14 protein-coding genes are annotated in these 13,029 nt (G+C 69.0%); 13 read left to right on the top strand and 1 reads right to left on the bottom strand.

Annotated elements, in window-relative coordinates:
• Positions 1 to 77: 77 nt before the first annotated feature.
• Positions 78 to 455, bottom strand: a complete 378-nt coding sequence (locus BKK80_RS14215) for a hypothetical protein (protein WP_071013693.1) — start codon at positions 453 to 455, stop codon at positions 78 to 80.
• 614 nt (positions 456 to 1,069) lie between these two features.
• Between BKK80_RS14215 and BKK80_RS14210 the strand changes: the two genes are divergently transcribed.
• The 13 genes from BKK80_RS14210 to BKK80_RS14150 all read left to right on the top strand — a co-directional run bounded on the left by BKK80_RS14210 (position 1,070) and on the right by BKK80_RS14150 (position 12,996).
• Positions 1,070 to 2,077, top strand: a complete 1,008-nt coding sequence (locus tag BKK80_RS14210) for a sulfate ABC transporter substrate-binding protein (protein ID WP_071013691.1) — start codon at positions 1,070 to 1,072, stop codon at positions 2,075 to 2,077.
• A gap of 263 nt (positions 2,078 to 2,340) precedes the next feature.
• Positions 2,341 to 3,342, top strand: coding sequence for a sulfonate ABC transporter substrate-binding protein (locus BKK80_RS14205; protein ID WP_071013688.1), 1,002 nt, complete (start codon positions 2,341 to 2,343; stop codon positions 3,340 to 3,342).
• A 56-nt stretch (positions 3,343 to 3,398) separates the two neighbouring features.
• The gene (ssuD, locus tag BKK80_RS14200; RefSeq protein ID WP_071013685.1) at positions 3,399 to 4,562 is read left to right on the top strand and encodes an FMNH2-dependent alkanesulfonate monooxygenase; all 1,164 of its coding nucleotides are present in this window, start codon (positions 3,399 to 3,401) and stop codon (positions 4,560 to 4,562) included.
• A gap of 10 nt (positions 4,563 to 4,572) precedes the next feature.
• Positions 4,573 to 5,391, top strand: a complete 819-nt coding sequence (gene ssuC / locus BKK80_RS14195) for an aliphatic sulfonate ABC transporter permease SsuC (RefSeq protein WP_071013683.1) — start codon at positions 4,573 to 4,575, stop codon at positions 5,389 to 5,391.
• An 88-nt stretch (positions 5,392 to 5,479) separates the two neighbouring features.
• The gene (locus BKK80_RS14190; RefSeq protein ID WP_083384230.1) at positions 5,480 to 6,361 is read left to right on the top strand and encodes an ATP-binding cassette domain-containing protein; all 882 of its coding nucleotides are present in this window, start codon (positions 5,480 to 5,482) and stop codon (positions 6,359 to 6,361) included.
• A gap of 116 nt (positions 6,362 to 6,477) precedes the next feature.
• Positions 6,478 to 6,693 (top strand): TOBE domain-containing protein, encoded by a 216-nt coding sequence (locus BKK80_RS14185; protein WP_071013679.1) that lies wholly within the window; start codon positions 6,478 to 6,480, stop codon positions 6,691 to 6,693.
• 65 nt (positions 6,694 to 6,758) lie between these two features.
• A complete protein-coding gene (locus BKK80_RS14180; protein ID WP_071013676.1) occupies positions 6,759 to 7,604 on the top strand; it encodes an EAL domain-containing protein in 846 nt (281 codons plus the stop codon).
• A gap of 32 nt (positions 7,605 to 7,636) precedes the next feature.
• Entirely contained in the window at positions 7,637 to 8,335 is a 699-nt protein-coding gene (locus BKK80_RS14175; protein ID WP_071013674.1) for an RBBP9/YdeN family alpha/beta hydrolase, read from the top strand.
• 162 nt (positions 8,336 to 8,497) lie between these two features.
• Positions 8,498 to 9,451 carry a sulfate ABC transporter permease subunit CysT gene (gene cysT / locus BKK80_RS14170; protein WP_071070031.1) on the top strand — a complete coding sequence of 318 codons (954 nt, stop codon included), beginning with the start codon at positions 8,498 to 8,500 and terminating at the stop codon, positions 9,449 to 9,451.
• Position 9,452: 1 nt separating this feature from the next.
• The gene (gene cysW, locus BKK80_RS14165; RefSeq protein ID WP_071070030.1) at positions 9,453 to 10,364 is read left to right on the top strand and encodes a sulfate ABC transporter permease subunit CysW; all 912 of its coding nucleotides are present in this window, start codon (positions 9,453 to 9,455) and stop codon (positions 10,362 to 10,364) included.
• Between the two features lie 61 nt (positions 10,365 to 10,425).
• Entirely contained in the window at positions 10,426 to 11,580 is a 1,155-nt protein-coding gene (locus tag BKK80_RS14160; protein WP_071013665.1) for a sulfate/molybdate ABC transporter ATP-binding protein, read from the top strand.
• Positions 11,577 to 12,524 (top strand): CysB family HTH-type transcriptional regulator, encoded by a 948-nt coding sequence (locus BKK80_RS14155; protein ID WP_071013663.1) that lies wholly within the window; start codon positions 11,577 to 11,579, stop codon positions 12,522 to 12,524. The genes BKK80_RS14160 and BKK80_RS14155 overlap by 4 nt, the downstream gene beginning before the upstream one ends.
• Positions 12,525 to 12,786: 262 nt before the next feature.
• Positions 12,787 to 12,996 carry a LiaI-LiaF-like domain-containing protein gene (locus BKK80_RS14150; protein WP_231907922.1) on the top strand — a complete coding sequence of 70 codons (210 nt, stop codon included), beginning with the start codon at positions 12,787 to 12,789 and terminating at the stop codon, positions 12,994 to 12,996.
• Positions 12,997 to 13,029 lie beyond the last annotated feature (33 nt).

Here is a 13,029-nt window from a genome sequence, read left to right as displayed (position 1 = left end):
CGACGCGGTGAAATGAGAGGGTGGATGGGGACCATGCCCCGAGCACTGGGTCAAGCGCGGTCACGTTCACCGCACGTTCATCGGTGATGTTCGCGCCACTCCTCATGGCCACGTTCGCGCCACTCCTCGTGCCCACGCCCGCGCCACTCATCGTGGCCACGCCCACGCCATTCCTCGCGGCCCCACCAGCGGCGGCCGTCCCAGTAGCGGTCGCCGTGCCAGCCGATCACGATGCCCGGCGGCGCAACCATCACCGGTGCCGCCGGATAGGCCGGATAGACCACCGGGGGCGGTGCATAGACCGGCGCGGGGGGCGCCACATAGACCGGCGGCGGGGCATAGACCGGGGCCGGGACACCGATGTTCAAGTCGACGTCGACGCGAGCCAGTGCGGACTGCGCGGCGACCAGGGCCAGGGCACCGCAGGCCGCGACGACCAGCAAGGGGCGCTTCATGATTTTCTTCTCCGGGGACGTCGATGACTCTACTCTAGCCCCAGGCCTACATTACAGTTGGCCGGCTTTGTAACGGCTCCTTTACATCCTCAACCGGACGTGTCCAAGTGCAGGTCGAGCGCGGCCATGCCGAGCCGCCGCGTGTCACGAACGGCACGAGGGCCGCTCCTGCGCGCGTCTATCGGGCATGCTGCCGGCGCCACTCTTACCAGCGTGCATGGCCTTTGACGTGCGTCAAGCCACGCGCGGGACGCCCTCGCTATCATGGGTTCGGTCATGGAGATGCGGGGGCGCTCTTCATGACTTGTCTACCCGTTTCCGCCAGGAAACTTGACCCGCGCGCCGCAAGGCGGGCGGGTTTTTTCTTTGGGCCGCGCCATCGTGGCGGCGGCTGTCACCGTGCTCCCGGCCGGTCCGCTGCCGTTGTGCGGCATGTGCATATAGCGGCCGGATCTTATGCGCAAAGCGCGCAAGGATCGGCGAAACCATTCGTTCCGTTCAGATAGGCCGCTCGGTAGTCTTCTCCCCTGACACAAGCAAGCTTTCCCAGCGCGGAAGGCCATAAAGCCGGCGCCGATGGGCGCTTCACGACACGAAGAAGGGAGCAAGACAAGATGATTCGCAAGCTGGCCATCGGACTCGCGGCAGTCGCACTGCTCGGCGCGGCGCAAGGCGCCTCGGCCAACACCAACCTGCTGAACGTTTCCTACGATCCGACCCGTGAGCTGTATGTCGACGTCAACGCGGCCTTTGCCAAGGAGTGGAAGGCCAAGGGCGGCGACGCCGTGACCATCCGCCAGTCGCACGGTGGCTCGGGCAAGCAGGCGCGCTCGGTGATCGACGGCCTCGATGCGGACGTGGTGACGCTGGCGCTGGGCTACGACATCGATGCGATCGCGGAGAAGGGCCTGCTCAAGCCGGACTGGCAGAAGCGCCTGCCGCACAATGCCTCGCCCTACACCTCGACCATCGTGTTCCTGGTGCGCAAGGGCAACCCGAAGGGCATCAAGGACTGGGGCGACCTGGTCAAGCCGGGCGTGCAGGTGATCACGCCGAACCCGAAGACCTCCGGCGGGGCGCGCTGGAACTACCTGGCAGCCTGGGGCTATGCACTGCGCCAGCCGGGCGGCAATGAACAGAAGGCGAAGGAATTCGTGGGCGAGCTGCTCAAGCATGTGCCGGTGCTGGACTCGGGAGCGCGCGGCGCCACCACCACCTTCGTCGAGCGTGGCCTGGGCGATGTGCTGATTGCCTGGGAGAACGAAGCGATTCTCGCCGTCAAGGAGCTCGGTCCGGACAAGTTCGACATCGTCGCGCCGTCGGTCTCCATCCTGGCCGAGCCGCCCGTGGCGGTGGTCGACAAGGTGGTCGACAAGAAGGGCACGCGCAAGGTGGCCGAAGCCTACCTGCAGTTCCTCTACAGCGAAGAGGGCCAGGAGATCGCCGCCAAGAACTACTACCGCCCGATTTCGGAGAAGGTGGCGGCCAAGTACGCGGCCAACTTTCCCAAAGTGAAGCTGTTCACCATCGACGAAGTGTTCGGCGGCTGGCAGAAGGCGCAGAAGGCCCACTTTGCCGACGGCGGCTCGTTCGACCAGATCTACCAGCCAGGCAAGCGCTGAACCCCGGGGGGCTGAGGCATGCGAACGGAGCCCTGGCCCGCGTAACGAAGGCGAGGCAGGCGGTCGCCCCCCGCGAACGATGTCCCGCTTGAACTGAAGGACGGCAGGCAAGGGCCGGTGCGCCACGCGCGTAGCGAGCCCCGGTCCCGCCGCAGGCATGCGGCCCGCGCGGCGGGCTGCAGGAGGGCGGTCGTGCGCGCCTGTCGCGCCATGCGGCCGTGCCGACGATGGAATGCTGCAGACCGAACCAGGAAGCGCTACCGATGAACGCCAGCCAGAATTCCCTGCCGACCCTGCCGAACCGTGCCCGCAGACTGCTTCAGGTCGCGCTGGTGGCGGCGGTCGGCCTTTTCTACGCACTGCTCGCCACGCCGGCCGGCGCGCAGTCCATCAATCCCAAGCAGCTCCGCATCGGCTACCAGAAGTACGGCACCCTGACGCTGCTGAAGGCCCGCGGCACGCTGGAGCAGCGCCTCGCGCCGCTCGGCATCGGCGTCAAGTGGACGGAGTTCCCGGCCGGTCCGCAGTTGCTAGAGGGCCTCAACGTCGGCTCGATCGACTTCGGCACCGTGGGCGAGGCGCCGCCCATCTTCGCCCAGGCGGCCGGCGCCCAGCTTGCCTATATCGGCAACGAGCCGCCGGCCCCGGCCGCGGAGGCCATCGTGGTCTCGCGCAATTCCGCCATCCAGCGGGTGGCCGACCTGCGCGGCAAGCGCGTGGCGCTGAACAAGGGTTCCAACGTCCACTACCTGCTGGTGCGCCTGCTGGAGAAGGCGGGCGTGCCCTACAGCGAAATCCAGCCGGTCTACCTGGCGCCGGCCGATGCGCGCGCCGCGTTCGAGCGCGGCGCGGTCGATGCCTGGGTGATATGGGATCCGTTCCTGGCCGCCGCGCAGGTCCAGCTCAATGCCCGCGTGCTCGCCGACGGCCGCAACGTGGTCAGCAACCACCAGTTCTACCTGGCATCGCGGGCCTATGCGCAAGCGCGGCCCGATGTGGTCAAGCTGATCCTGGACGAACTGGCCGCCCTCGGCGCCTGGGCGGAAAAGAACCCCAAGGCCGCGTCTTCGGTGCTGACCACCGAACTCGGTCTCGAACCCGCGGTGGTGGACCTGGCCGTGGCGCGCTTCGCCTATGGCGCGAAGCCGGTCACGCCCGAGGTGCTGGCCGAGCAGCAGCGTATCGCCGATGTGTTCCACGGACTCAAGCTGATTCCCAAGGCGATCCAGGTCGCTGACGCCAGCTGGCGCCAGGCGCCGCGCTGATGGCGCCCGCAACGACGGCTTAGCGAAGACTTAGCGAAGACAAACGAGGCAAGGACATGCAGGTTTTCTGGTTCATCCCCACCCACGGCGACAGCCGCTACCTCGGCACCTCGCAGGGCGCGCGCATGGTGGATTTCGACTATCTCAAGCAGGTCGCCGTGGCGGCGGATTCGCTGGGATACGACGGCGTGCTGATTCCCACCGGGCGTTCCTGCGAGGATCCCTGGGTGGCCGCCTCGGCGCTGGCCGCGGTGACGCGCAAGCTGCGCTTCCTGGTGGCATTGCGTCCGGGCCTGATGACGCCGACGTTGGCCGCCCGCATGGCCGCCACCTTCGACCGCATCTCGGGTGGACGCCTGCTGGTCAACCTGGTGACGGGCGGCGACGTCGCCGAACTGGAGGGTGACGGCCTCTTTCTCGACCATGCCGAGCGCTACGAGGCCTCGAGCGAGTTCCTGCGCATCTGGCGCGAGGTCCTGGCCGCCAGCCACGAAGGCGGCCAGGTCAGCTTCGCCGGCAAGCACCTGCAGGTGAAGGGGGCCAAGGTCATCTATCCGCCCTTGCAGCGCCCGCATCCGCCGATCTACTTCGGAGGTTCTTCGGAAGCTGCCCATGAGCTCGCCGGCGAACAGGTGGAGACCTACCTGACCTGGGGCGAGCCCCCCGCGGCGGTGGCAGAGAAGATCGCCGACGTGCGCGCGCGCGCCGCGCGCCATGGCCGCACCGTCAGCTTCGGCATCCGCCTGCACGTGATCGTGCGCGAGACCGAGGCGGCGGCCTGGGCGGCGGCCGACGACCTGATCAGCAAGCTCGACGACGACGCCGTGGCGCGCGCGCAGGCGGTCTTCGCCAAGATGGATTCGGAAGGCCAGCGCCGCATGGCCGCGCTGCATGCCGGCGGTGCCAAGCGTTCGCGCGAGGCGCTGGAGATCAGCCCGAACCTGTGGGCCGGCGTAGGCCTGGTGCGCGGCGGGGCCGGCACCGCCCTGGTCGGCGACGCCAAGACCGTGGCGGCGCGCATGGCCGAGTATGCCGAGCTGGGCATCGACACCTTCGTGCTGTCAGGCTACCCGCACCTGGAAGAGGCCTACCGTTTCGCCGAGCTGGTGTTCCCGCTGCTGCCGCGCGCGGTGCGCGAAAAGCTGCCGGGCCAGGTCCTGTCGGGCCCCTTCGGCGAAGTCATGGCCACCGGCATCGTGCCGCGCGCGGCGCAGGGCTGAGGAGACCGCCATGTCCGCTCCCTTGGTGACGGCGTCGCAGCGCGGCCCGCGAACGGCCCGGGTGCGTGCCCTCGGGCAGGCCATCGCACCCTGGGTGGTGCCGGTGCTGCTGGTGGTGGTGTGGCAGGCGGCCTCGCAGGCCGGCTGGCTGTCCAACCGCGTGCTGCCGGCGCCGCTGGCGGTGGCCGAGGCCGCCTGGGGCCTGGCCGTGTCGGGCGAATTGTGGAAACACGTCTGGGTCAGCACCTGGCGCGCGCTGGCCGGTTTCGCCGTCGGTGGCGGCCTCGGCCTGGCGCTGGGCCTGCTGACCGGCACTTTCCGCCCGGCCGCGACCTTGCTCGACAGCACGCTGCAGATGGTGCGCAACATCCCGCCGCTGGCGCTCATCCCGCTGGTGATCCTGTGGTTCGGCATCGACGAGACCGCCAAGCTGTTCCTGGTCTCGCTCGGGGTGTTTTTCCCCGTCTACCTGAATACCTACCACGGGATCCGCTCAGTCGACGCGGGCCTGGTGGAGATGGCGCGCAGCTACGGCCTGTCGGGCTGGCGGCTGTACCGCGAGGTGATCCTGCCCGGCGCTCTGCCCAGCATCCTGGTGGGCGTGCGTTTCTCACTGGGGCTGATGTGGGTCATCCTGATCGTGGCCGAGACTATTTCCGCGCAGTCGGGCATCGGCTACATGACGATGAACGCGCGTGAATTCCTGCAGACCGACGTGGTGCTGGTCGGCATCCTGCTGTACGCGCTGCTAGGCAAGCTGGCCGATGTGCTGTCGCGCGGGCTGGAACGCTTCTGGCTGCGCTGGCATCCAGGCTATCAATCGGCCTGAGCGGGCACCGGCAAGGACGAGGCAAGGAGCAAGCATGCAGAGCAATCCGATCGAACAGGCCGCGCTGGCCCTGCTGGAAGCGCGCACGATGGAAGCACGCACGAAAGAGCGGGCGGCGCAGGAGCGGCCCCGCGAACTGGCAACTGCCGGCGGTATGGCCCTGCGCATCCAGCAGGTCGTCAAGCGCTACGACGGCCGCGAAGTCCTGCATGGCGTGGACCTGCAGGCCGCGCCGGGGGAGTTCGTCGCGATCGTCGGCCGCAGCGGCTGCGGCAAGAGTACCTTGCTGCGCCTGGTGGCCGGGCTGGAGGCGGCCGACGCGGGCGAGATCGCGCTCGATGGCCGGGAAGGCGAAACGGCCGGCGGGCTCCCGGGTGACATCCGCGTGATGTTCCAGGACTCGCGCCTGCTGCCGTGGAAGCGCGTGCTGGACAACGTCGCGCTCGGCCTGCCGCGCGAGCGCCGCGGGGAAGCCGCGCGCGTGCTGGATCAGGTCGGCCTGGCCGAACGGGCCGGCGAATGGCCGGCGCGCCTGTCCGGCGGCCAGCGCCAGCGGGTGGCGCTGGCGCGCGCGCTGGTGCACCACCCGCGCTTGCTGCTGCTGGACGAGCCGCTGGGCGCGCTGGACGCGCTGACCCGCATCGAGATGCAGGCCCTGATCGAATCCCTGTGGCGGCGGCTCGGTTTCACCGCGCTGCTGGTGACGCACGACGTTTCGGAGGCGATCGCCCTGGCCGACCGCGTGGTGCTGATCGAAGACGGCCGCATCACGCTGGACCATGCCGTCGCGCTGGCGCGGCCGCGCCAGCGCGGCAGTGCCGCCTTCGCCGAACTGGAGGACGCGGTGCTGCGCCGCGTGATGCGCCAGGCGCAGCGCGGCGCCGAGGATGCGCCGGCGCCGCACGGGTGCGAGGCGAGCGCCGACTGGTCGCTGGTGCGCAGCGTCGAATCGGTGCGCTGGGCGGTCTAGGCCGCGTGCCGGATGGTGCATGCCTGGCGTGGTGCCAGCGCCGCTTCCCCTGATCAACCTTGCCGGGCTTCCGCCCGGATTCAACTTTTACTCCCTCAACCCCAGGAGCTTCTATCATGAGCATTCAGGCCATCAACGTTCGCAACCAGTTCCGCGGCAAGGTCGCCGCCATCATCGAGGGACCCGTGGTCTCCGAGGTGGACGTGCAGACGCCGGCGGGCATCGTGACCTCGGTCATCACCACGCGCTCGGTCAAGGATCTCGGCCTGACCATCGGCAGCGATGTCGTCGCGCTGGTCAAGGCCACCGAGGTTTCCGTGGCGAAGCTGTGACGCAGACGACGGACTCGGCGGCGACGGTCGCCATGCCCGGCGGAGATTTGCGCGAGGAAACCGCAATGGCAAGCGAGATCGAATCCGGCGCGCTGGCAAGCGCGCTCGCCCGCTACATCGACACCCTGCCGCGCCAGCCCGAGTCCGGGCGCACGCTCTGGCGCGACGCGCGCGGGCAGGTGCAGGGGCAGTTTTTCCACTGTTCCCTGACCAGCGCCTTCGAGCCGCTGGTCAACCTCGCCGACCGGACCGTGGTGGCGCACGAAGGCTCGATCCGGACCTACTCCGGCGCGCAGGCCGGCGGCGACGATCCCGGTCTGGCGGCCTGGAAGTTGTTCGCCATGGCTGCCGACGACGATTCCCTGGTCTCGCTCGACCGGCTGTCGCGCCTGGTGCATGCGATCAACTATTTCGCCGCCGACGGCAGCGGCAGGCTGGTGCTCAACGTGCACAACCGCCTGCTGGCCGCAGTGGCCGACGACCATGGCGCGGCTTTCCGGCGCGCGCTGTATTCGCTGGGCCTGCCGCTGGATCGCTTCGTGATCCAGGTGCCGGCGAGCGCCAACGAGGACCTGCCGCTGCTGCTGCACGTGGTGGGCAACTACCGCCGCAACGGCTTCGCGGTCAGCCTGCAGGCCGCCGATCCGGCCGAGGCCGGCGCGCTGATGGCGCATGCTCAGCCTGACTGGCTCAAGCTGGACATGCGCCGTACCTGGACCGACCGCCAACTGGCCGGCCTGCATGCCAGCGCCAGCAATGCGGGGGTGACGCTGGTGGGGCGGCGGCTGCAGGACGCCTTGTCGGTGGAGCGCCTGCAGGCGGCCGGTATCGCACTGGGGCAGGGAAGCTACACCGGCGAGGCGGTGACCGTGCGCAGCCTGCGCGCGGCCGCGCCCCTGGTGCAACGCTGAACATCGAAAGCGGAAACCGAAAGGAAACTGGCATGAACCGGATCATCACGCAGGGGGCGGGCAGGGCGGTTGCCCGAGCGGCCGTCGACGAGGCCCGCCTGGATGTACCAAAAGGGCTGCAGGTGCTGACCGTTCCGGGCCTGCATGGCAGCGGCCCGGCGCATTGGCAGAGCCGCTGGGAACGCCGCTTCGCCGGCTGGCAGCGCATCGAACAGCACGACTGGTCGCGGCCCAGCCTGGCGCTATGGACCGAGCGCGTCTCCGAGGGCGTCATGCGCGCGCAGCGCGTGGCGCCGCGCGGCGCGGTGCTGGTGGCGCACAGCTTCGGCTGCCTGGCCGTGCTGCGGCAGGCCGCGCTCGATCCCTCGGGCATCGCCGGCGCGCTGCTGGTGGCGCCAGCCGATCCCGAGAAATTCGGCGTCGGCGGCTTGCTGCCCACCTCGCACCTGCCCTTCCCGTCTCTGCTCGTCGCCAGCCGCGACGACCCCTGGATGCCGCAGCGCACCGCCTTCAGCTGGGGCACGCTGTGGGGCAGCGAACTGGTCGACGTGGGCCTCCTCGGGCACATCAATGCCGAATCCGGACTCGAAGAGTGGCCCGCCGGGCTGGGCTTGCTCGCGACGCTGCTGCAACGGATCGACGCGACGGAGGCGGGCGCGCTTTCGACCGAGGAGCGGGCCGGGCCCTGGGAATCGGGGGTGGAAGTCGTGCCGACGGTTCCTTATATCTAAATCGATTAAAGAAATGCGCAAATATTCGTTCTGTTTATAAGGGCCGATCTGCAGAATCTGTCTCGTAGGCTGGCGCGATATGCGTTGGCGGCATAAAGAAGAGAGCCCCCGTCCCGGGAGCGCCGCGCAAGCGGCCCACCGGGCTTCAGCAAACGAGACGAGATGCCTTCCTCCCTTTCCCTGGCGGACAATCCGCCACCGGCCCGGCCGGATGCGCCGAACACCGCGCGGCGCGGCAGCAGCCAGCGCATCAGCCAGCGTTTCACCGTGCTGCCGGGCTTCGGACTGTCGCTGGGCTTCACACTGTTCTATCTCGCGCTGATCGTCCTGATCCCATTGTCCGCGACCTTCCTGAAGACCTTCACCATGAGCTGGCAGGTCTTCTGGAACACGGTCAGCGCGCCGCGCGTGGTGGCTTCCCTGCAGCTTTCGTTCGGTGCCTCGCTGGTGGCGGCGGTGGTCAACACCGTGTTCGGCCTGGTGGTGGCGTGGGTGCTGGTGCGCTACCGCTTCCCCGGCAAGCGCCTGATCGATGCCCTGGTGGACCTGCCGTTCGCGCTGCCGACCGCGGTGGCCGGCATTGCACTGACTGCGCTGTTCGCCGGTAACGGATGGCTCGGCCGCTGGCTGGAGCCGCTCGGCATCAAGGTTGCCTTCACGCCGCTGGGCGTGGTGGTGGCGCTGACCTTCGTCGGGCTGCCCTTCGTGGTACGCACGGTGCAGCCGGTGCTCGAGGACGTGGAGCAGGAACTGGAGGAGGCCGCCGCCAGCCTGGGCGCGACCCGGCTGCAGACCTTCCGGCGCGTGATCCTGCCGACCATCCTGCCGGCCCTGCTGACCGGCTTCGCCATGGCCTTCGCGCGCGGCACCGGCGAGTACGGCTCGGTGGTGTTCATCTCCGGCAACATGCCGATGGTCTCCGAGATCGCGCCGCTGATGATCTATTCCAAGCTGGAGCAGTACGACTATGCCGGTGCGACCGCCGTGGCGGTGGTGATGCTGGTGATCTCGTTCGTGCTGCTGCTGTTGATCAACCTGCTGCAGGCCTGGACCCGGCGCCACCAGTCGGGTGTGCGGGCAGCCGCGCATGGCGCCGCTGCGGCGGAGGAGCACTGAGATGGCCGGAACCGCAGCGAGCTCGTTGGCAGGGCGCCTGAACGCAAGGCAGCCCGCCGGCACTTTCCACGACGCTACCGGCGAGGCGCCCTGGGTGCGCCGCGCCCTGATCGCGGTGGCGGTGCTGTTCCTGGCCCTGTTCCTGTTCGTGCCGCTGGCCTCGGTCTTCTACGAGGCCCTGCGCAAAGGCGTGCAGACCTATTGGGAGGCACTGGTCGAGCCCGACGCCCTGTCGGCGATCCAGTTGACGTTGACGGTGGCCGCCATCGCGGTGCCGCTGAACCTGGTGTTCGGCGTGGCGGCGGCCTGGGCCATCGCCAAGTTCGAGTTCCGCGGCAAGAGCCTGCTGGTCACGCTGATCGACCTGCCGTTCTCGGTGTCGCCGGTGATCTCCGGCCTGATCTACGTGCTGCTGTTCGGCGCGCAGGGCTGGCTGGGCCCGTGGCTGGAAGCGCACGACATCAAGATCATGTTCGCCGTGCCGGGTATTGTGCTGGCGACCATCTTCGTGACCTTCCCCTTCGTCGCGCGCGAACTGATTCCGCTGATGCAGGCGCAGGGCAGCGAAGAAGAGGAGGCCGCCATCGTGCTCGGCGCTTCGGGCTGGCAGACCTTCCGCCACATCACGTTGCCCAATATCCGTTGGGGCCTGCTGTACGGCGTGATCCTGTGCAATGCGCGGGCCATGGGCGAGTTCGGCGCGGTCTCGGTGGTGTCGGGCCATATCCGCGGGCTGACCAATACCATGCCGCTGCACGTGGAGATCCTCTACAACGAATACAACTTCGCGGCGGCATTCGCGGTGGCTTCGCTGCTGACGCTGCTGGCACTGGTCACGCTGGGCATCAAGACCTTGGTCGAGATGCGCGCCGCCAGGGAAAGCAAGGCCGGCGCGCAGGGCGCGCCGGCGTGAAGCAGGGCAGGTGAGGCAGGACAGGGGCAAGCCCCCACGACAGGCAACAAGGACAGGCATCATGAGCATTCAGGTCAGGAACGTGGAGAAGCGCTTCGGGGATTTCGTCGCGCTCGACAAGGTCTCGCTGGATTTCGCCGAGGGCGAGCTGACGGCGCTGCTGGGACCGTCGGGCTGCGGCAAGACCACGCTGCTGCGCATCATCGCCGGATTGGAGCGGGCAGACGCCGGCCAGGTCCTGCTGTCGGGCAGCGATGCCTCGCAGCAGCATGTGCGCCAGCGCAACGTCGGCTTCGTGTTCCAGCACTACGCGCTGTTCAAGCACATGACGGTGTTCGAGAACGTGGCCTTCGGCCTGCGCGTGAAGCCGCGCGGCGAGCGGCCCGGCGAGGCGCAGATCCGCGACAAGGTGCGCTCGCTGCTGGAACTGGTGCAGCTCGACTGGCTGGCCGACCGCTATCCCACCCAGCTTTCCGGCGGCCAGCGCCAGCGTATCGCGCTGGCCCGCGCGCTGGCGGTGGAGCCGCGCGTGCTGCTGCTGGACGAGCCGTTCGGCGCGCTCGACGCCAAGGTACGCAAGGAGCTGCGCCGCTGGCTGCGCAGCCTGCACGATGAACTGCACGTGACCAGCGTGTTCGTCACGCATGACCAGGAAGAGGCCCTCGAAGTGGCCGACCAGGTGGTGCTGATGAACCGCGGCCAGGTAGAGCAGGCGGGTACGCCGGAAGCGGTCTACAACCATCCGGCCACACCGTTCGTGTTCGGCTTCCTCGGCAACGTGAACCTGTTTCACGGCCGCCTCGAGCTGGGCGCCGGCGGCGGGGTGCTGCATACCGGCGAGGCCTCGCTGCCGGTGGTGGCCGGCAGCTACGAAGCCGACCACGAGGACGGCAGCGAAGCCGTGGCCTACGCGCGCCCGCACGAACTCGACCTGGAGCGCTATGCGCCGGGTGCCGAAGGCATCGCCGTGACGCTGCGCCGCGCGCTGGCGCTGGGGCCGGTGGCGCAGCTCGAACTGGAGCGCGAAGACAAGCTGGGCGTGATCGAGGCGGCCTTGCCGCTGGAGCGCTTCCGCCACGCGGGCTTCCGCGAAGGCGAACTGCTCGCGGTACGCCCGCGCCAGTTGCGCGTGTTCGTGCAGCGCGGCGAAGGACAAGACAAGAACGCGGCGCGTGCACGAGGCGCGCATGCCGCCAAGCAGGGAGCCACACAATGAATTTCCAGCAACTACGATCGATCCGCGAGGCGGTGCGCCGCCAGTTCAACCTGACCGAGGTCGCCAACGCCCTCTACACCTCCCAGCCAGGCGTGTCGCGCCAGATCCGCGAACTCGAGGAAGAGCTGGGCGTGGAGATCTTCGAGCGCTACGGCAAGCGGCTGACCGGCCTGACCGAGCCGGGCCGCGAGATCGTGCGCATCGTCGAGCGCCTGCTGCTCGAGGCCGAGAACCTGCGCCAGGCCGGCGACGAGTTCGCCGGGCGCCACACTGGCCGGCTGACGGTGGCCACCACCCATACACAGGCGCGCTACGCCTTGCCCAAGGTGGTGCAGAGCTTCCGTCGCGCCTACCCGCATGTGACGCTGGCGTTGCAGGAAGCTTCGCCTGCCCATATCGTCGAACTGTTGCTGACCGGGCAGGCCGACATCGGTATCGCCACCGAGGCGGTGGCCAGCGAAGCCGGGCTGACCTCCTTCGAGGCCTACCACTGGCAGCACGTGCTGGTGGTTTCGCCGGATCACCCGCTGACGCACCTGCCCGAGCCGACGCTGGAAGATATCGCCAGCTTCCCCATCATTACCTACGACGCCGGTTTCACCGGACGCCGCAAGATCGACGGCGCGTTCGCCGCCGCCGGCCTCCAGCCGGAGATCGTCCTGACAGCGATGGACGCCGACGTGATCAAGACCTATGCGGAGCTGGAGCTCGGCGTGGGCATCATCGCGTCGATGGCCTACGACGAGCGCAAGGATGCCGGCCTGGTGCGCATCTCGGCCGACCATCTGTTCGAGGCCAACACCACCAGCGTGGCGGTGCGGCGTGGTGCCTACCTGCGCGGCTATGCCCATGCTTTCATCAATATGTTCGCCCCCCACCTGTCGCGCGAGACCGTCAGCACGGTGCTGACCGAGACGGCGGGGCGGCAGGCGCTGGCCGCCTGAGCCCGGCGTCCTGCCGGCGCCGGGGCCTGTGCGGTCGATCAGGCCGCACAGGCAGCCACCGCCGCCCGCTCGCGCATCCTGCCGGGCCGTTGGCGCCTCGCCAGGCCCATTCGTCGCACGCATCTTCCGCCGCGGCGGCGCCGGGCGTACATTGCGTTCACGCTGCGGCGGCGGCGCTGCTCCCCGAGCCCGGACACGGGCTGGAGCCGGCATGCTGCGGCGCAGGAAACGGCCCCTCGAGGCCGGTGCGAGGAGAGCGCGAGTGAGCAATGCGAACGAATTGAAGGAAGGCTGCGGCCGCCCCCGCTACCGCGGGCTGCTGGCCCCCCTGATCCTGATCCTGCTGGGCGGCGTGTTCCTGCTGCAGCATGCGGGGCTGCTGCCGCAAGCATTCGCGCGGCAGTGGTGGCCGCTGCTGCTGGTGGTCATCGGCGTGGCGATGCTGCTGCGCCGCAGCGCCCTGCGCCGCTGAGCAGCGCACCCGCCAGCCCCCCGAGGCGCCCGA

The sequence above is a fragment of the Cupriavidus malaysiensis genome, from assembly GCF_001854325.1.
Classification (GTDB): domain Bacteria; phylum Pseudomonadota; class Gammaproteobacteria; order Burkholderiales; family Burkholderiaceae; genus Cupriavidus; species Cupriavidus malaysiensis.
Note: the sequence above shows the minus strand (reverse complement) of the source record. Positions and strands in the feature narration are given on the sequence as shown.